Here is an 18,677-nt window from a genome sequence, read left to right on the forward strand (position 1 = left end):
CGGATTTCTGTGTGGTGAAACTCTGGGGTGGTGCGAGACTACGGAACGACGACGACCTGCGCTGCATAGACCAGCCCAGCGCCGAACGCGATGAGCAGGGCGGTGTCGCCCGACTCAGCCTGACCCTCCTCGATCATCCGCTCAAGAGCAAGCGGGACCGAAGCGGCCGAGGTGTTGCCCATGGTGGCGATGTCGCGGGCGATCTTGACCGACTCCGGAAGCTTCATGGAGCGGGCCAGGGCGTCGACGATGCGCATGTTGGCCTGGTGCGGGACGAAGCAGTCGAGCTCGTCGGCGGTGATGCCGGCCTTCTCGAGCGCCTCCTGACCGACCTTGGCCATCGCGAAGGAGGCCCAGCGGAAGACGGCGTTGCCTTCCATCGTCAGCCAGGGAGTCTCCTTGGCTTCGTTCGCCTCGAACCAGTCGGGGGTCTGGATGTGGTTGGCCTTGTCGCCCGAGGAACCCCAGACGACCGGGCCGATCCCGGGCTCCTCGCTCGGGCCGACGACCGCGGCGCCCGCGCCGTCGGCGAAGATGAAGGCGGTGCCACGGTCGTGCGGGTTCGTGATGTCGGAGAGGCGCTCGACACCGATGACGAGTACGTTGCGGGCGCTGCCGCCGCGGATGAAGTCGCTCGCCATCGCGATGCCGTGACAGAACCCGGCACAGGCCGCGGAGATGTCGAAGGCGGCCGGGTGGTCGGCGCCGAGCTCGTCGGCGATCAGCGCGGCGACCGCGGGCGTCTGACGCATGTGGCTGACGGTGGCGACGATGACGCAGTCGATCTGGTCGATGCCGATCTTGGCGTGTTCGAGCGCCTTGCGGGAGGCGGCGACCGACATCATCTGTACGGTCTCCTCCTCGCCCGCCCAGCGACGCTCGGTGATGCCGGAACGGGTGCGGATCCACTCGTCGGAGGAGTCGATCAGATCGACGATCTCGCTGTTGGGAACCACCCGGGTGGGGCGATAGCCGCCTACGCCGAGAATGCGGGCGTGCGGGGAACCTGTCGGGGCTGAGATCACGAGTGTTGGACTCCTGTCGGGTGCAGACGCAGCAGCGGCTGACCGGGGGATACGAGGTCGCCGTCCTCGACGAGCCATTCGATGACCTCGCCGCCGTGGGCGGACGTGATCGCGATCGTGTCACGGAGGCTGGCGATGGCACCGATCTCGGCGCCGGCCGGGATCACATCGACCCCGGACACGGTCTCGGAGAGCTTGAAGGTGCCCTTGGACGGGGAGACGACCATGCGCCAGGTCGGCGTGGTCTCGATCGGGTTGGCCTCGCCGTGCTTCTCGACGAACGCGCGGGCGTCGTCGAGCTGGTCGGGAGTCTTCAGGGCGAAGGTCTCGACGCCCTTGAGGGCGCGCTTGGCGATCCCGGTCAGGGTGCCGGCCGGCGGCATCTCCAGGATGCCGGTCACGCCGATGTCGGACATGGTGTCGAGGCAGAGGTCCCAGCGCACCGGGTTGGCGATCTGGCCGACGATCCGGTCCAGGGCCTTGGCGCCGTCGTGGACGATCTGGCCGTCCTTGTTGCTGATCAGGCGCGTACGCGGGTCGTGGGTCGAGACGCTCTGGGCCAGCCGGGCGAGGTGGCCGACGGCGGGCTCCATGTGCTTGGTGTGGAAGGCGCCGGCGACGCTGAGCGGCATCAGCCGGGCCTTGGCGGGCGGATCGGCGGCGAAGGCCGCGAGCTGCTCGAGGGTGCCCGCGGCGACGATCTGGCCGGGGCCGTTGTCGTTGGCGGGGGTGAGGCCGTGCTTCTCGATCGCGGCCAGCACCTCCTCGCGTACGCCGCCGAGGACCGCGGTCATGCCGGTCGGCGTCTTCGCGGCGGCCTCGGCCATGGCCTTGCCCCGCTCGCGGACGAGCACCATCGCCTGCTCGGCGCTGATCGCGCGTGCGCCCGCGGCGGCGGTGATCTCACCGACGCTGTGGCCGGCGACGGCCCCGATCTTGCCGAAGGCGTCCGCGGGCTGCGGGAAGAGCTCGAGCGCCGCGACCAGGCCGGTGGCGACCAGCAGCGGCTGGGCGATCTCGGTGGCGCGGATGGTCTCTGCGTCGGCATTGGTGCCGTAGTCGATCAGGTCGATGCCTGCGACGGTTGAGAGCCACTCCATACGAGCGGCGAAAGCGGGGTCCTCCAGCCACGGGGTGAGGAATCCTGGTGTCTGAGCACCTTGTCCTGGGGCGACAATGACGAGCACGCAACGATAGTCCCGTCTGGAGGGGTGTCGGTTCACCTTCAGCGGCAACGAATATCCCTCCCGCAATCTTGTAGGGGTCCTACAAGACCGGGTCTATGACAGGGTCAGTGGTCCTGTTGCCGGCCGAGGATCAGGGCAACCTGCAGGGCGAGAGCGTCGCGGGAGTCGGTCGGGAGGAACCCGGTGAGTTCTGCGACCTGCTTGAGACGGTAGCGCACGGTGTTGGGGTGTACGAACAGTGTGCGCCCGGTGGCCTCGAGACCGCCTCCGGCGGCGAAGTACGCCGCCAGCGTCTCGATCAGGGTGCTGCGGGCCTCCACCAGCGGCCGATAGAGATTCTCGATCAGGTAGCGGTGGGCCCACGCGTCGCCGGCCAGGGCACGCTCGGGCAGGAACGACTGGCTGCGTGCCGGGCGAGGCGCGTCGGGCCAGCCGGGCGCGGCCCGGTAGGCGGAGAGCGCGGCCCGGGCGGACTCGGCGGCGGTGGCTAGCCCGGCCGCCATCGGTCCGACGACGACGGGCCCGTCGGCGAACAGGTCGGCGATGCGCTCGGCGGCCTCCAGCGGGTCTTCGATGCCGCCGAGCAGGGCGACGAGGCGGTCACCCTGGACCGCGCACAGGGTGTGCAGGTCGTGGGCGCGGGCGCGGCGGCGTACCTCCTCCATGGCGGCGTCGAGGCGGACGCCGTCGGGGGCGTGGCCCAGCACCGCGCACAGCGGCAGGTCGGCGTCCCAGCCGAGCGCGCTGGCCCGGGAGAGGACGACCTCGTCGGTCTCGGCACGCAGGACCGCGTCGACCACGAGCGCCTCGAGCCGGGCGTCCCAGGCGCCGCGCTGCTCGGCGGCACGGGCGTAGACCTCGGCGGTGGCGAAGGCGACCTCACGGGCGTAGCGGCCGATCGCCTCGTGGACGTCGGCGGCGTCCTCGGGCCCGAGGAGGTGGTCGATGTTGGCCTCGACAACCTCGATGGAGAGGCGTACGAGATCCACGGTCTGCTGGAGCGTGATGATGCCGGTCAGCGCACGGGGTGCGACCCCGAACATCGACGCTGCCAGGTCGGGCTTGGCGGTGTCGGCGGAGGCGCCGCCGCCGTACCAGCCAACGAACTCCTTGATGCCTGCCTGCACGATCAGGCCGACGAGAGAGCGGTTCTTCGCGGAGAGGTCCTTGAACCACGGCATCGCGTCGTCCATCCGCGACGTGGCGGCCGTCGCCAGCCGGCCGGTCGCGCGTCGCAGCGCCGTTGCCGTCCGCCGACGCGTATCGAGGCTCGCCTGATTGGTCACACTGCTGATCCTTCCACCTGGAGATGCGGCCGGGGGCCCGGAACAGTCGTTCCGAGCCCCCGACCTGACGGACAGACGCTCAGGCGTCTCCGCCCTCCTGCATGATGCCCTTCGTCGACGTCGGGTCGTCGATGCGGTAGGTGTCGAAGGCCTTCTTCACCAACGCGGCGTCGATCTCGCCGGCCTCGGCCAGGGCCTGGAGGGCCTGGACGACGACGGACTGGGCGTCGATCTGGAAGAAGCGACGCGCGGCCGGGCGGGTGTCGGCGAAGCCGAACCCGTCGGCACCGAGGACGCGGTAGTCGTCGGGCACCCAGCGGGCGATCTGCAGCGGGACGGCCCGCATGTAGTCGGAGACCGCGATGACGGGGCCGTTGGACGCCGAGAGCTTCTCGGTGACGTACGGCGTGCGCGGGGTCTCACCGGGGTGGTTGAGGCTCCACTGCTCAGCGTCGATGGCGTCGCGGGCGAGCTCGTTCCACGAGGTGACCGACCAGGTGTCGGCCTTGACGCCCCAGTCCTCCTCGAGGATGCGGGCAGCCTCCTCGACCCACGGGAAGCCGACGCCGGAGGCCAGCAGGCGGACCTTCGGGCCCTCACCCTCGGCGGTCGAGACCTGGTGGATGCCCTTCAGGATCCCCTCGAGGTCGACGTTGTCAGGCTCCTTGGGCTGGCTGACCGGCTCGTTGTAGACGGTCAGGTAGAAGATGACGTTCTCGCCGTGCGGGTGCTCCTCGCTCGAGCCGTACATCCGCTCGAGGCCGCTCTGCATGATGTGCGAGACCTCGTAGGCGAACGCGGGGTCGTAGTGCACGACCGCCGGGTTCGTCGCCGCCAGCAGCGGGGAGTGGCCGTCGGCGTGCTGGAGACCCTCACCGGTCAGCGTGGTGCGACCGGCGGTGGCGCCGACCAGGAAGCCGCGGCCCATCATGTCGGCCATCGCCCAGATCGAGTCGCCGGTGCGCTGGAACCCGAACATCGAGTAGAAGATGTAGAACGGGATCATCGGCTCGCCGTGGGTGGCGTACGCCGTTCCGGCAGCGGTCGCCGAGGCCATCGCCCCCGCCTCCGAGATGCCCTCGTGCAGCATCTGGCCCTGCGCGGACTCCTTGTAGGAGAGCAACAACTTCCGGTCGACACTCTCGTACTGCTGGCCGCCCGGGTTGTAGACCTTCGCGCTCGGGAACATCGCGTCCATGCCGAAGGTGCGGTACTCGTCGGGTGCGATCGGGACGATGCGCTTGCCGATCTCCGGGTCACGCATCCAGTCCTTGAGGAGTCGGACGGTGGCCATGGTGGAGGCGATCTTGTTCTTGCCGGAGCCCTGCTTGAGCTCGGCGTAGATCTTCTCGCCCGGCAGGGTGAGCGGCTTGAACTCGACCCGGCGCTGGGGGAGCGGGCCGCCGAGCTGCTTGCGGCGCTCCATCATGTATTCGATCTCGGCCGACTCGGGACCCGGGTTGAAGAACGGCGCGGCGCCGGTCTGCTCGTAGGTCGCCTCGAGCTCCTTGTCGGAGATCGGCAGGAGCAGACGGTCGCGGAACTTCTTCAGGTCCGCCATGGTCAGCTTCTTCATCTGGTGGGTGGCGTTCTTGCCCTCCAGAGCGTCGATCGTCCAGCCCTTGATGGTGTGGGCGAGGATCACGGTCGGCTGTCCGACGGTCTTGGTGGCCGCGTCGAAGGCCGCGTAGACCTTGCGGTAGTCGTGGCCGCCGCGGGGGAGCTTGCGGATCTGCTCGTCGCTCATCTGCTCGACCATCTTGCGCAGGCGCGGGTCGGAGCCGAAGAAGTTCTCCCGGACGTAGGCACCGGTCTCGACCGAGTAGGTCTGGAACTGGCCGTCGGGGGTGGAGTTCATCTTGTTGACCAGGGCGCCGTCGACGTCCTTGGCGAGCAGCTGGTCCCACTCGCGGCCCCAGATGACCTTGATGACGTTCCAGCCGGCGCCGCGGAAGTTGGACTCCAGCTCCTGGATGACCTTGCCGTTGCCGGTCACCGGGCCGTCGAGCTGCTGCAGGTTGCAGTTGATCACCCAGACCAGGTTGTCGAGCTCCTCGCGGGCGGCGACCCGGATGGCGCCGAGCGATTCGGGCTCACCCATCTCGCCGTCGCCGAGGAAGGCCCACACACGCTGGTCGGAGGTGTCCTTGACGCCGCGGTTCTGCAGGTAGCGGTTGAACCGCGCCTGGTAGATCGAGTTGATCCCGGTCAGGCCCATCGAGACCGTCGGGAACTCCCAGAAGTCGGGCATGAGACGCGGGTGCGGGTAGGACGAGATGCCCTGGCCGACGCCGTGCTGAACCTCCTGGCGGAAGCGGAAGAGCTGCTCCTCGTTGAGCCGGCCCTCGAGGAACGCACGCGCGTAGATGCCGGGGGAGGCGTGGCCCTGGATGAAGACCTGGTCGCCGCCGCCGGGGTGGTCCTTGCCGCGGAAGAAGTGGTTGAAGCCGACCTCGTAGAGGCTCGCGGAGGACTGGTAGGTGGCGATGTGGCCGCCCACCTCCAGGCCCTTGCGGTTGGCGGAGGAGACCATGACGGCGGCGTTCCAGCGGATGAAGGCCCGGATGCGTCGCTCGATGTCCTCATCGCCCGGGAACCACGGCTCGCGGTCGGAGGGGATGGTGTTGATGTAGTCGGTGCTGCGCAGTGCGGGGACGCCGACGGACTTCTCTCGGGCTCGCTCCAGCAGACGCAGCATCATGTAGCGGGCTCGCTCGCGTCCGCTCGACTCGAGCATCGCGTCGAACGAGCCGAGCCACTCACTGGTCTCTTCGGGATCGATGTCCGGAAGCTGGGTCGGTAGACCCTCGTGGATTACGGTCGGCTGGGCGGGGGTCGGGCCCTGCGGACCACCAGTCGTCTCGGTGGATTCTTCGGTCACATCCTCAATGGTCGCACGCGGTCGAGAGCGGTCGCCCACCCGCGGTGGGTTACTGGACAGTAGGCGGTTTCTGCTGGTCAACCCCGGAAAATTCGTTCGTGCGCCGAGTTGCTAATCTGCCGCCGTGACTAGCCTGGATCGTGACAATGCCGCTGCTGACGTCTTGGTGGTAGGTGAGGCACTGGTCGACGTGGTCACGACGGCCGATGGCGTGACCCGGGACCACCCCGGCGGGAGCGGCGCCAACGTCGCGGTCGCGCTGGGCCGTCTCGGCCGTCCGGTGCGCTACGTGGCCTCCTACGCCGACGACGCCCGTGGGCAGGCGCTGGCCGCCCACCTGGTCGACTCCGGGGTCCGGATGGCGTGCGACCCGCACGTGCTGGCCCGCACCTCGACGGCGCAGGCCACCATCACGGCCGATGGGTCGGCGACGTACGTCTTCGACCTGGAGTGGAAGCTCGGCGAGATCGCGGTGGGGACGCCGCGGTTCGTCCACGTCGGATCGCTCGCGCCGGTGCTCTCGCCGGGCGCCGAGACGGTCTTCGCGCTGCTCGACGGACTCCCCGACTCCGTCCGGGTCCTCTACGACATCAACATGCGGCCCACGCTGACCGGAACCGGCCAGGAGGTCGTCTCGCGGATCGAGCGGGCCGCGGCGTACGCCGATGTGGTCAAGGCGAGCGATGAGGACCTGGAGACGCTGTACCCCGGGATCGGGCTCGACAAGGCGGCCGCGCGGCTGCTCGAGCTCGGTGCCGGTGCGGTCGCGGTGACCCGCGGCGGCGACGGCGCGAGCTGGATCACCGCGTCCGAGCGGATCGACGTCGAGGCCGAGAAAGTGACGGTCGTGGACACCATCGGCGCCGGCGACACCTTCTCCGCGGGCCTCGTCGACGCGCTCTGGGACGACTTCGAGCGCGACCGTCGAGAGGTGCTCGCCCACGGCGTCCGGGCGGCGGCGGTCACCGTCTCGCGTGCCGGTGCCAACCCGCCGACCCGGGCCGAGCTGAGCAGCTAGGCCAGCTCTTCGAGGCCGGCCCGGAGCGCTGCTCGGGCTCGATGCAGGCGTGACTTCATCGCGGGCAGGCTCAGCCCCAGGTGCTTCGCGACCGATCTGCCGCTGTAGCCGTGTACGTCGCGCAACAGCAGCACTTGCCGTTGGTCGGATGGAAGCCCCGCGATGGCCGCGGATACACGACGAGCCTCGATCTCTGCCAAGGCGGCTTCCTCCGCCGACGAGCTGGCTCCAAGGGGCAGATCGGTCGCCTCGGCGAGGACGTGCCTCCTGCTGATGGCCCAGCGACGAACGCATTCGTTGCGCACGATCGTGAACATCCACGACGCCAACGCTCCGGTCGCTCGCAGCGTCCCGATCTTGCGATAGAGGATGACCAGCGCCTCCTGCGTCGCATCCTCCGCGTCCTGTTCGCTCATGCACAGCGACGTGGCGAACCGCCGCACGTGTGGATGGGCACCTTCGATGAGCACCGAGATCGACGCCTCGTCGCCGGCCTGCGCTGACCGGACGACGGCCGTGTCGGGCCACGGGCGGCGCGTACCGCCGACGGTCATGATCACCCCGCGCGTTGAGGCAGGGCGTCGAGCGCCGCGAGAACCTCGCGGTGACGGTATCCGCCGGTGGGCATGGTGACGATGTCCGCGTACGTGACCCGGCCGGTGGCGTCCACGACGATGGTTCCGGACTGCATCATCGATCCGAGCAGGCGGCGGGCGAGGCCGAGGTCACCGTGGAGGCCGGGGACGACGGGGAACGGGATCTGCCGCCGGTCCGCCCAGGCCTGGGCTGCGGTTGCTTCCTCGGGGACGGCGATCAGGACCCGCACGCCTCGGTCGCGGAAGTCCTCTGCGTTGGACGTGAGGGTGCGTACGTGGGCGTTGCACATCATGCAGGTCGTGGTTCGCATGAAGTAGATGAGCGTGCCCCTGTGGCCCTCCCCGAGGAGATCGGCCGCCCTGCCGTCGCTCAACTGCACGGAGGTGTTCTCGATCGTGTGTCCTACGTCGATCACGTGTGGTCCTCTCTGTTCTGCCCGCGGCGCGGGCTGTCGCAGATAGGAGTGGTCCGGCAGGGAAAAGGATTCACCTCGGCCGCGGCCGGGATCAGTTGGTCCCGAGTGCGAGCCGCTCGGCGAGCGTACGTCCCAGCCAGGCCGCGGAGCGGATGGCGCTGCCGCAGTTGGCGACGAGGACGCCTGGGCTGGGCTCGTCGACCACCAGCGTCTTCTGTGCGGTGTCGACGCCCCAGAGGATGTCGTCGACGCGGGCATCGCGGAGCCAGGGGAGCGTCGTGGCGAGCCCGCTGTCGAGGATCTCCTTCCAGTGGTCGACGGGGCCCGAGGTGTCCCCGTCCTCGACGATGTCCTCCTGCCCGACGACGACGCGCAGCTGGCCGTCGATGAGCTTCACGAAGACGTAGCCGAAGCCGTCGCCGATCGGCACGATCGTGTGAGGCAGCTGCTCCCGTTCGGGGGGAACCGGGAGGTCGAGCACGAACAGCTGGCGCTTCTCGGCGTCGGCGCTGGTCTGCGGGAACACCGAGGCGTTCGCCGCGCCCATCGCACCCAGGACCCGGCGGGCGCGGATCGCGCCGCGCGAGGTCTCGACCACATGACCGCTGCCGTCAGGGCGTACGCCGGTGACGAGCGCGTCGACCAACGTCGCTCCCGCTTCCCGCGCCTGGTCGCGGAGCAGCCCGACGAGCCCGGTCGCGGAGACGTTGAGCGCGGGGATGTGCTCTCCGGTGTGCAGCAGGTGGTAGGTGTTCTCGATCATGTCCAGCTCCGCGCCGGCCGCGCCGCGGATGAACTGCTCGGTCTGGGTCGTCATCTCGCGCTTGACCGGATCGGGCCACGTCCACCGGATGCTGCCGCCCGAATAGCGGTAGGTCGCGACGTGGGCGGGGTCGTCCGCGGGGTCGTGGTCGATGAGGACCACGCGCAGGCCGGGCCGGGCCAGGAAGGTGGCTGTCGCAGCGCCGATCGGGCCTGCTCCACAGATCGCCACGTCGGCCTCTGCGGGCTGAGTCATGAGTTGGTCAGCGGTCAGGTCGGCGGGGAGATCAGTCAACGAAGTCCTTCCGGGAGGTACATCAGGCCTGTGCGCGAATATTCGTCCAGAAGGCTATCGGCTGGGGTGCGCCCCGCGCTCAGCAACTGGTCCAGACAGTCGAGATGGCCCGCCTCCGGCATGCCGGTGAGCGCCCGGCGGGCGGCCGCGAGCACCTCGCCGGCACCGGCGGAGATCTCGGGGTCGGCGAACGCGTCGGTCGCGGAGCGTTGGTGCAGGTCACGGCTGGGTTTGTCGGCAAGTCCAGGCAGGTCGTCGGTGAGGCAGACGCCGAGCGTCAGTGCCGCGCCGGCGAGCAGCAGGTCGCGGGAGAGGAAGGCGTCGTAGGCCTTGAACTCGATGCGTCCCTCCTCGCGCGGGATCCGCGGCGGGTGGACCATGGTCGTCTCGGCGCCGGCGGTCGTCTCGACGAAGCAGCGCGCCGCCACGCGTCGCCAGGTGCGCTCGTAGGTGCGCTTGCTGGGGCCGCGCCATGTCCGGCCGGCGTGGAAGGGCGAGCTGAAGCTGAACGGCACCATGAAGGGGCTGTAGTGGGTCAGCCGGCGGGTCACCTCGACGACCTGTTCCGCGGAGAACCCGGGGAAGGAGAGGTTGATGTCGGGGCCGTAGCTCAGGTTGGAGACCTCGGCGTGGTCGTACTCACGATGCTCGGCCCGCATCGTCCGCTCCCACTCGTTGAGCGGCGGGTCGAGGACGTACGCCTCACGGACCGGGTTGAAGCCGACGATGCCCAGGTGCAGGCCGATGGGAGCGAGGCGCTTGGAGATGTCGTCCTGCAGATCGATCAGCCGGTCGGCGGCCTCGGTGGTGCTCGAGCAGACCGGGGTGCGGATCTCCACCCCCTTGACCAGCATCGTCGTGAAGGTGCCGTCGGCGTCGAACCGCTCGTCGCCCTCGAGGTACCAGTAGCCGCTCTTGATCCCCAGGTCACCGCGGACGAGGTCCTCGTCGGTGGTGCCGGAACCGTCGGCAAGGGCGCGTTGGAGGGTGTCGAAGTCGAGATCCACGAAGTCATGGAAGGTGCCCATGTCGCGAAACGTGCCCGCGCCTACGTCGGGTGACTCCGTCACCAGGGCATACTCGAACTCGAACCCGGCGGAGTAGAGCACGGCGCAACTCTAGGGCAGTGCGCGGGCCATCATCCGCATTTCTTGGAAATTAGGTTAGGCTCCCCTCATGTTTCGCGCGGTGAAGCCGGAGACAAAGCCGGAGACGAGGGTCGTGGTCACCTCGACCCGGCGTCTCAGTGCTGGGATGACCCGCGTCCATCTCCGTGCCGAGGACCTCTCCGCGTTCGAGGGCAGCGTGTGCACCGACCGGTTCGTGCGTCTGGAGATCCCGGTCGGCGACGGCTCGACCGTCTGCCGCACCTACACGGCGCTGGACCCCTCGGTCGCCGAGGGCACCCTAGCCATCGACTTCGTGCACCACGGCGACGAGGGCGTCGCCGGCCGGTGGGCGGCGACGGCCGGTCCCGGTGACGTGCTCACCATGCGTGGGCCGGGTGGGACGTACGCTCCGGACCCGGCCGCCGACTGGCACCTGCTCGTCGGTGACGAGTCCGGTCTGCCTGCGATCCGGGCGGCGCTGGCTGCGCTGCCGGCCGACGCGGTCGGCTATGCGGTGATCGAGGTGCCCTCTGCGGAGCATCTCCAGCAGGTCGAGGCGCCGGCCGGGGTCGAGGTGCGCTGGCTGGACGCCACCGTCGACCCGCCCCTGGAGGTCGTCGTCCGCGAGCTGCCCTGGCTGCTCGGCCGGGTGCACGCCTTCGTGCACGGCGAGGCCGAGGTCACGATGCAGCGGATCCGTCCCTACCTGCTGCGCGATCGTGGGGTGCCGCGCGGCGACCTGTCGATCTCCGGCTACTGGCGCCGGGGGAACAACGAGGACAGCTTCCGTACGTGGAAGCGCAGCCAGGCTGCCGACCGCCAGGTCGCGCACGCTGCGCACTGAGACGGAGCCGCGGCCGCCCGGCGGGGCGGCCGCGGCGTACTCAGTCCGCGGCCAGCGGCGTCACCGTCATCCGGTCGAGGTTCGGGGCCCACGGTGACCGAAGGCCCAGCTCCGGATAGCGGTCGGAGATGTAGGTCTCACCGTTCCAGTCCGGCAGCTCCTCGGAGCGGAAGGACAGCGTGTTCTCGCCTGCCTTCAGCTCTGCGTAGAACGTCAACGTCCAGAAGCCGTTGTCGTGGAAGCTGTGCGGGAACCAGACCCGGCGGGCCTCGCCGCCGTTGACCCTGACGTCGGCGTGCCGGGCCAGCGGATCCGGGTTGTAGTGCGACGCCGGCGACTGCTCACCGTTGGAGTAGCGCACCGTGATCGCGTACGTCCCGGCCCGAGGTGCCGTGGTCGCCAGCGTCAGCGCATTGCCGTTGCCCGGGTCGCCACCGACACCGGTGACCGCCTTGCCGCCGTCGGCGAGCGGATAGGACGCGACCTTCGCCGAGCCCTCGAGCGCCCCGTCCTCGGCCTGGGTGGTCACCGATCTCAGCGCGCCCGCCGACGGACCGACACGGAGTCGGTCGATCAGCAGCCTGCCCTGCTCCGCGGTCAGGGTGACCTTGTTGATGCCGCCGGAGAGGAACACGTCACGCGACACCGACCGGGCGACGACCCCGAGGTTCTGTCCGTTCAGCGCCAGCCGGACGCGCCCGGACCCGCGGGTGTCGAACCGGAGGCGGTGCTCGCCGTCGTCGAGGGAGTAGACCCAGAACGTCGCGGTACCCCGGGCGAGGTCTGCGGCGCCGGACCCGGACACCCCGGTCTTCGAGTAGTCGGCCCGTGCTCCGTCGGTGAGCGTCGCGTCCTCACCCTCGTAGGTGCGTTGCGTGGCGGCAGGGTTCGACAAGGAGAGGTCGATCTTGTCGATGATCGCGTCTCCTCGGGTGCCCTCAGTGCCATCGAGGCTCCGGGCCGCGATCGAGATCGTGTGTTTCCCTGCGGTCAGGTCGACCGTGGTGTCGGCGTGGTCCCACACCACCCACTTGTAGCCGAGCGGCAGGTGGATCTCTTGCTCCTGCTTGCCGTCGACCGTGATGAAGGCGTTGGTCGCACCCTGTTCCTTGACCAGGCTGTAGGTGTTCAGAGAGTTCGCGAACACGCTCAGGTCGTAGGTCCCGTCTTTCGGCACGTCGACGGCGAAGTCGAGCTTCACCTCGGAGTCGGTGCGGATGCCGCCGACGTTGTAGGAGCCGGAGGTGTAGAAGCCGCCCAGGTTGGACGGGCTGCCCTCGGGGCCGTTGCGGGAGTAACCCGAGCCCGAGTGAGCGGCGTCCTCGGCCTCGTACGTCGCCCGCCACTGCTGCGGCGGCGCGGCCTCCGCGGTCGCGTTGGCGCCGGGGGTCACGATGATCTGGTAGGCGGACTCTGCCGAGAGGGCAGGGACGCCGTCCTTGCCGAACCAGAACCCGACACCGCCGTCACTGACCGGGACCTTCATCTCGGCGACCTCGGCCGGCCCGGTGTTGTCGCCGAGCTGACTCGACCAGCTGATCTCCTTGACGGCGACGTGCACGCTCGACCCGAACGTCGCGGGGTCGACGCCGGAGAGGTCGACGTACGACTCCCCGTCGGCGCCCCCGATGATCGCCTCTGCGCGTCGCCGGTCGCGATCGAGGGTCGCGACGCCCTGCAGCGTGTAGCTCTCGTTCGGACGGGGCGGGGTGAGCTTGACCGTCTGGCCGGTCATCTGGCTGTAGGCGTTCAGCAGCCACCACTGCCCGTTGGCCTTGTTGGCCTGGACGGCGGAGTCGGACAGGTTGCCATCGATGTTCCAGTAGGCGATGTCGCCGTCGACCTTGCTGTCCTCGAGCGCCGAGACCCACTGGATCATCTGTCCCGGGACGGACGTGTGGTAGTTGAAGGCGTACTCGTTGATGTTGATCGGCAGATGCTTCCCCGCGTACGGGGTGCCCTGGTAGATCGTGTCCTCCCAGCCGCGGAACCTGGCCACGTTGGTCCGGATCGAGGCCGGGTTGCTCAGCTCGTGCCAGGTGATCACGTCCGGCATCGTGTCGTTGGCGAGCGCGTGCTTCATGAAGCCCTGCACCTGGCCATAGAGGATGCTCGTGTTCGGGCCGGCGATCCGGGCGTCGGGGAGCTCGCTCCTGATGAGGGCGTGGACCTCGTCCCAGGCCTTGAAGTAGTGCTGCGGGTCGTCGAGCCAGCTGACCTTGTTGTAGCTCCACTCGCCGGTGCCGAACATGTTGCCCTCGGGCTCGTTGAACGGCACGAAGACGACGTGGCTGCGGTACTTCTCCGGCAGTGCCTTGACCTGCTCGACCTGGGTCCTGATCTTGGCCTTGAAGTCGTCCAGCTTGGCCTGCGGGGTGTCGCCCGGCCACTGGTAGGGGAACCCGCGGTAGATGTCGGTCATGTAGATGTAGACGTCGCCGCCGGAGCCGTCGACAAGCGGCTCGAGCACCTCGAGGGCGTCCGCGCCCGGGTGCTGCGGACCGTCCTGGGCCTTGGTCGACACCGTACGAAGGTTGATCCCGTCGATCAGGTTGCTCGAGGGGAGGTCCTTGCCGTAGACCCCGTAGAGCGTCCCGGACGCGCCTCCCATGACGTCGCCGGTGGGCTTGGCCAGGTCGATGTCGACCTGGTTCTCGTAGCGAACGGTCACCTCGGCCGAGACCGCTCGCCCGGCGGCGGTGCCGCTCACCGTGAACCTGCCCCGATCCGCGTACTTCGCCGGATCCACCTCGTCCCAGGTGATCGGTACGTCGCGGTCGTAGCCGTCGCTGAACGAGGCCCGCACCGAGGCCGGCAGGTCCGGCTCCGTTCCGACGTCGGTGTAGACGTCGAAGGAAGTCTGTGCCGGCTCGACGATCGTGGGAGGGGTGGCTCCGGTGGCCTGGACGAGCTGCTCCGGGGTGAGTGCGGCCCCGTAGACCGTCACGTCGTCGAGCGAGCCGCCGAACAGGTTGTCGGCGGGGAACATCGACCTGCCGAGGAACCCGCTCGTGGACGCGCCCTCGACGAGGTCGGAGGCGGTGATCTTCGTGGTGGCGGCCGCGACGGCTGCGCCGTCGAGGTAGGTGGTGAGCCGGTCCGACTCGGTGTCCAGGGTGACGGCGACGGTGTGCCAGGACTTCTCCGGGAGCGGGGCGTAGCCCGAGTTGGTCGCCTCGGCGCCGGTTCCCGCCACGGTCGCCGTACGCAGCACCGACCCGTTCGACGGCGTGAGGAACAGATAGCGACTGGTGTCCTTGCCCAGGTCGAGGATCCGCTGCCAGGAGCCGCCACCGCCGTCCCAGCTCACCCGCGCGGTGACCGTGAGGTCGGTGCGTCCCTCGAGGACGCCCTTGGGGAGAGTGACGTAGGCGCCGTCCGATGAGGACGGCCCGCCGGGCAGATGCAGCGCCTGGCCGCCGCCGTCTCCGGGGACGGTGTCGGCGGTGCCGCCGTTCACGAGGGTGCCGTCGAGCCCGTTGCCGGAGTCGTCGGCGACCGTTCCGGTGGCCGGGTCGTCGTCGAAGGCGTAGTGGACGACGGGGTCGGGCACGGTGACCTCGGCGGCACCGGCGCGGGGGACCGCCCCGGGTGCGGCCAGCGCAACGGCGGCGACCGCGGCCGCTGCGGCGGCAGTGGCCGTCCTGGTGGGTGGGGACGTGAAGGGTGATCTCATCGGTAGCTCCTTCTGTTGTGGGGTCAAGACCGCCGAACGTGATCGGCGGCGAAGAGGAGGTAGACCGCGGCGGTCCAGGTGTAGGCGCGGTCACGCAGCCCCGCGCCGGTGCGGGCGTCGAAGTTCTCGGCGAAGCCGGACTTCTCGCACAGCGCCCTGAACCGCTCGCTGACGACGTCGGCGACGGCCGTGAACCCGCTTCGGCGCAGGCCGTCCTCGATGAGCGCGGTCGACGGCGCCCAGATCGGGCCCCGCCAGTAGCCGTCGTCCTGGTAGTGGGGCGAGGAGACCGGCTCGGTGGCAGGTCCGTAGTCGGTCAGGTGATCGCCGAGCCGGTCCGCCATCGCCTCCCGGATGTCGGACGGGAGCCGGTCGCCGAGCACCAGCGGCAGCAGGTTCAGCAGGCTGGTTCCGGTGCTCCGGCGACCCGAGAGCGCGCCCACCGCGACGAACTCGGTTCCCGTCCAGAGCTCGTCGATCAGCGTACGGACGAGCTCGTCGCCGACCTTGCGCCAGCCGGCCGAAGGATGACCGAGCTCGTCGGCGAGGTCGGCGAGGACCTCGAGCTGGACCGCGAGGAACGCTGCGAGGTCGGGTGACTCGATGACCCGGTCGAGGTCGAACGTGGTGGAGTTGTCCCACCCGCTGTCGTTGCCGTGCTGGTAGTAGGGCAGGTCGTGGCCCGGCCGTCGCCTGGAGTCGATCCAGAACCGGCTCCATCGGACCAGGCCGTCGTGGATGCGCTCGAGCTCGTCGGTGTCGAAGGCCCGGGCCGAGGTCGCGCGCAGCCGACCCAGAGCCCAGCCGTGGATCGGCGGCTTCACGTAGTTGTAGAGGACCTCGGTGTGCGTCACCGAGTCCGGCAGTGCGCCGCGGTCGTCCTGGTGGTCGAACGGCGCGAGGAACTGGTCGAGCGCGGCGTCAGGGCGGCCGGGTGCGAGCGCCATCGCGTTGAAGCAGTGGTCCCAGCTCCACAGCTTGTCCATCCAGTGCTTGGACATCAGCACCGACTCCCGGCCCAGCAGACCGCTCGGGGCGACGGTCGCCGACCACAGGACGTACGCCGCCAGCGCCGCTGCCGGGGTGCGCTCGTCACGCCACGGGGCGAGGTCGTCGAGGTAGCTGGCGAAGTCTCCTGCCGAGTCCGCGACGACCTCCTCGAAGGTCGCTGCCTCCGCCGGCACCGTCTGCTGCGAGGTCGCCTCGCGAACCTCGGCCTCCCAGTCGCCGCCGTCGCTTCCGAGCAGGATCGACCTCGTCGCCTCGCCGAGCGCCTCGGCGCCCTCGACCGAGTTCTCCCCGCGGAGCATGGTGACGCGGTAGCGGTGACCGGTCTCGTAGCTGGTGAAGACGACGGCGCCGTCGCTCGGGTCGGTGAACAGATAGGTCCCGGTGAACGGGGTGAGCCCGGCAGCGGCATCGCCGAGCCGCAGCGCGAGGCCGGAGCCGCGGAGGCGTACGGCGTCCGGGCCGGCAAAGGCCGCCTCGACTCGACCGTCCTCCCGCGCCCAGCTCAGGACCGCAGGGTCCGCGGACCAGGTCGTCTCGACCGGCCGGCCGTCGCGCTCCGGACGCAGCGCGAGCACGCCGTGGAACCCGTTGCGATGGGAGACGAGGTGGATCGTGTCGGTGCGGGTGTGCAGGGCGACCACGGGGGAGAGGTCGAGCCAGGAGCCGCGCCGGGAGAACGGGATCTCCCGAACGTCGAAGGCGGCCTCGGTCGAGGTGTCGTGCAGCGGCATGCGTGGTGTGTCCTTCAGTCCTTGACGGCGCCCGCCGTCACACCGGCGGCGACGTACCGCTGGGCGACGACGAGCAGGATGGCGGTGGGGATCGAGGCGACGACGGCGGTCGCCATCAGCGGGCCCCACTCCTGGTTCTGGGAGCCGATGTAGTCGTAGAGCCCCATCGTGATCGGGCGCAGCGAGCCGCCCTCGCGGTTGAGGGTGGACGCGAAGATGAAGTCCGACCACGCCCACAGGAAGGCGAACAGCGAGACCGTCACCGCCGAGTTGCGCGAGATCGGCAGGACGACCTGGGTGAAGGTCTTCCAGTGGCTCGCGCCGTCGATGGCCGCGGCGTGGAGGAGGTCCCGCGGGATGCCCGCCATGAACGCGGAGAACAGCATGACTCCGAACGGGATCGCGATCGTGGAGTCGGCGACGATCAGGCCGGGGACGGTGTCGAGGATCCCGAGGTCGGTGTAGACGGTGTAGAAGCCCAGCGCCATCACGACGCCGGGGACCATCTGTGCCACGATGAGGCAGAAGTTGAGCACCCGCCGGCCCGGGACGAACAGCGACGACATCGCATAGCCGGCCGGGGCCGAGACGAGCAACGTGAGCGCGACCGTCCCGATGCCGATGACCAGGCTCGTCCCGAGATAGGGCAGCTGGTCCTGCAGCACCACCTGGTAGTGGTCGAGGGTGAACGCCTTCGGGAACAGACCGCCGCTGCGGATGGCGTCGCGCTGGGTCAGCGAGACGTTGACCATCCAGTAGAGCGGGAACAGCATCAGTGCAGTGAGGACGAGGCCGATGCCGGTCTTCACCCAGGCCGAGGCGGTCCGTGTGGTCCGTGTGGTTCGTGTCGAGGTGTCCATGTCAGGCCTCCTTGCGCTGGACGGCGACATAGACCAGCCCCATGAGCAGGGCGACGAGCAGCAGGATCGTGCCGACGACGGACGCCTGGGAGTACTCGATGACTGCCGAGGTGCCCTTCCCGAAGGCCATCCCGTACGCCCAGGTCGCCAGCGTCTGGGATGAACCGGCGCCGGCGGTCATGATCCAGATGATGTCGACGACCTTGAGGGTGTAGACGAAGCCGAGCAGCAAGGTGATCGCGCTGACCGGACGCAGCAGCGGGAACGTGATCGACCAGAACCGGCGCCACGGGCCGGCGCCGTCGAGAGCGGCCGCCTCGTAGAGCTCGGCCGAGATGTTCTGCAGCCCGGAGTAGAGGATGACCAGGTTGAACGGGATCCCGAGCCAGATGTTCGCGATCATCACGGCCCACAGCGAGTTGTCGGCGCTCAGCCACCAGACGGAGTCGATGCCGAAGGCGCCGAGGAACCGGTTGACGATGCCCGAGTCCGCGTCCATCATCCACTGCCACGTCGTCGCCGAGACGATGATCGGGAGCAGCCACGGGACCAGGAAGAGCCCACGCAGGAGCACCGACAGCGGGAAGTGGCGGTGGAAGTACGTCGCGAGGGCCAGCCCGATGACGTACTGGAAGACCAGCGAGCCGACCACGAAGACCGCGGTCTGCTGCACGATCGGCCAGAACTGTGGCGCGGTGAGCACCTCGCGGTAGATGTCGGTCCCGGCGAATGGCGCCTCTCCGGTGACGTACGTCGCCCGGGTGAAGCGGTGCAGGCTCATCGACACGTTCTCGGCCAGCGGATAGGCGTAGAAGACCACGAGGTACGTCACCAGCGGCGCGACGAACGCCACGCCGGCCCAGCGGCGGTGGTGGTGTCGGCGCCGGGGAGGGGGCGCCGAGGCCGGCACCGTATCCGGTGCCGTCCGGCGCTCCAGCGTCGAGACTGTGGGATTCCTGGTCACTGTTTCATCCGTTCTC

General features: G+C 69.4%; 14 protein-coding genes. 2 read left to right on the forward strand and 12 right to left on the reverse strand.

What is annotated here, in order from left to right:
- Positions 1-38: 38 nt before the first annotated feature.
- The 4 genes from OH802_RS13965 to aceE form a co-directional block, all read right to left on the reverse strand.
- Complete coding sequence (locus OH802_RS13965) at positions 39-1,025, reverse strand: beta-ketoacyl-ACP synthase III (RefSeq protein WP_406028858.1); 987 nt, start codon at positions 1,023-1,025, stop codon at positions 39-41.
- On the reverse strand, positions 1,022-2,212 hold the full coding sequence (locus OH802_RS13970) for an acyltransferase domain-containing protein (protein WP_406028860.1): 1,191 nt from the start codon (positions 2,210-2,212) through the stop codon (positions 1,022-1,024). Before OH802_RS13970 ends, OH802_RS13965 begins: the two co-directional genes overlap by 4 nt.
- A gap of 104 nt (positions 2,213-2,316) precedes the next feature.
- Entirely contained in the window at positions 2,317-3,498 is a 1,182-nt protein-coding gene (locus tag OH802_RS13975) for a helix-turn-helix domain-containing protein (RefSeq protein ID WP_350665969.1), read from the reverse strand.
- A gap of 79 nt (positions 3,499-3,577) precedes the next feature.
- Positions 3,578-6,379: a pyruvate dehydrogenase (acetyl-transferring), homodimeric type gene (aceE, locus tag OH802_RS13980; protein WP_406028862.1), complete on the reverse strand. Its 2,802-nt coding sequence runs from the start codon at positions 6,377-6,379 to the stop codon at positions 3,578-3,580.
- Positions 6,380-6,503: 124 nt separating this feature from the next.
- On the opposite strand from aceE, the gene OH802_RS13985 reads away from it, so the two are divergent.
- Positions 6,504-7,397 carry a carbohydrate kinase gene (locus OH802_RS13985; protein ID WP_406028864.1) on the forward strand — a complete coding sequence of 298 codons (894 nt, stop codon included), beginning with the start codon at positions 6,504-6,506 and terminating at the stop codon, positions 7,395-7,397.
- Here OH802_RS13985 and OH802_RS13990 read toward each other — a convergent pair.
- The 4 genes from OH802_RS13990 to OH802_RS14005 all read right to left on the reverse strand — a co-directional run bounded on the left by OH802_RS13990 (position 7,394) and on the right by OH802_RS14005 (position 10,575).
- Positions 7,394-7,951: an RNA polymerase sigma factor gene (locus OH802_RS13990; protein WP_406029289.1), complete on the reverse strand. Its 558-nt coding sequence runs from the start codon at positions 7,949-7,951 to the stop codon at positions 7,394-7,396. The genes OH802_RS13985 and OH802_RS13990 overlap by 4 nt on opposite strands.
- 2 nt (positions 7,952-7,953) lie before the next feature.
- On the reverse strand, positions 7,954-8,409 hold the full coding sequence (locus tag OH802_RS13995; RefSeq protein ID WP_406028866.1) for a peroxiredoxin family protein: 456 nt from the start codon (positions 8,407-8,409) through the stop codon (positions 7,954-7,956).
- A 91-nt stretch (positions 8,410-8,500) separates the two neighbouring features.
- The gene (locus tag OH802_RS14000; RefSeq protein ID WP_406028868.1) at positions 8,501-9,466 is read right to left on the reverse strand and encodes an NAD(P)/FAD-dependent oxidoreductase; all 966 of its coding nucleotides are present in this window, start codon (positions 9,464-9,466) and stop codon (positions 8,501-8,503) included.
- Entirely contained in the window at positions 9,463-10,575 is a 1,113-nt protein-coding gene (locus OH802_RS14005) for a glutamate-cysteine ligase family protein (protein ID WP_406028870.1), read from the reverse strand. The genes OH802_RS14000 and OH802_RS14005 overlap by 4 nt, the downstream gene beginning before the upstream one ends.
- A gap of 67 nt (positions 10,576-10,642) precedes the next feature.
- On the opposite strand from OH802_RS14005, the gene OH802_RS14010 reads away from it, so the two are divergent.
- Positions 10,643-11,419, forward strand: coding sequence for a siderophore-interacting protein (locus tag OH802_RS14010; RefSeq protein ID WP_406028872.1), 777 nt, complete (start codon positions 10,643-10,645; stop codon positions 11,417-11,419).
- Positions 11,420-11,459: 40 nt separating this feature from the next.
- Here the strand turns inward: OH802_RS14010 and OH802_RS14015 are convergent, their stop codons facing one another.
- Genes OH802_RS14015 through OH802_RS14030 form a run of 4 tightly spaced genes read right to left on the reverse strand, consistent with a single transcriptional unit; the run spans position 11,460 to position 18,661 of the window.
- Complete coding sequence (locus tag OH802_RS14015) at positions 11,460-15,095, reverse strand: LamG-like jellyroll fold domain-containing protein (RefSeq protein ID WP_406028874.1); 3,636 nt, start codon at positions 15,093-15,095, stop codon at positions 11,460-11,462.
- A 23-nt stretch (positions 15,096-15,118) separates the two neighbouring features.
- On the reverse strand, positions 15,119-16,837 hold the full coding sequence (locus tag OH802_RS14020) for an amylo-alpha-1,6-glucosidase (protein ID WP_406028876.1): 1,719 nt from the start codon (positions 16,835-16,837) through the stop codon (positions 15,119-15,121).
- Positions 16,838-16,851: 14 nt separating this feature from the next.
- Positions 16,852-17,697: a carbohydrate ABC transporter permease gene (locus OH802_RS14025; protein ID WP_406028878.1), complete on the reverse strand. Its 846-nt coding sequence runs from the start codon at positions 17,695-17,697 to the stop codon at positions 16,852-16,854.
- 1 nt (position 17,698) lies between these two features.
- On the reverse strand, positions 17,699-18,661 hold the full coding sequence (locus OH802_RS14030) for a carbohydrate ABC transporter permease (RefSeq protein ID WP_406028880.1): 963 nt from the start codon (positions 18,659-18,661) through the stop codon (positions 17,699-17,701).
- Between the last annotated feature and the right edge of the window lie 16 nt (positions 18,662-18,677).

The organism is Nocardioides sp. NBC_00850 (genome assembly GCF_045207335.1).
Taxonomy (GTDB): domain Bacteria; phylum Actinomycetota; class Actinomycetes; order Propionibacteriales; family Nocardioidaceae; genus Nocardioides.

What these genes read in the sequence shown, in the direction of transcription:
- OH802_RS14025 (WP_406028878.1), bottom strand. Translation starts at nt 17,697, where the DNA reads ATGGACACCTCGACACGAACCACACGGACCACACGGACCGCCTCGGCC.
- OH802_RS14010 (WP_406028872.1), top strand. Translation starts at nt 10,643, where the DNA reads ATGTTTCGCGCGGTGAAGCCGGAGACAAAGCCGGAGACGAGGGTCGTG.
- OH802_RS14015 (WP_406028874.1), bottom strand. Translation starts at nt 15,095, where the DNA reads ATGAGATCACCCTTCACGTCCCCACCCACCAGGACGGCCACTGCCGCC.
- OH802_RS14020 (WP_406028876.1), bottom strand. Translation starts at nt 16,837, where the DNA reads ATGCCGCTGCACGACACCTCGACCGAGGCCGCCTTCGACGTTCGGGAG.
- OH802_RS13990 (WP_406029289.1), bottom strand. Translation starts at nt 7,951, where the DNA reads ATGACCGTCGGCGGTACGCGCCGCCCGTGGCCCGACACGGCCGTCGTC.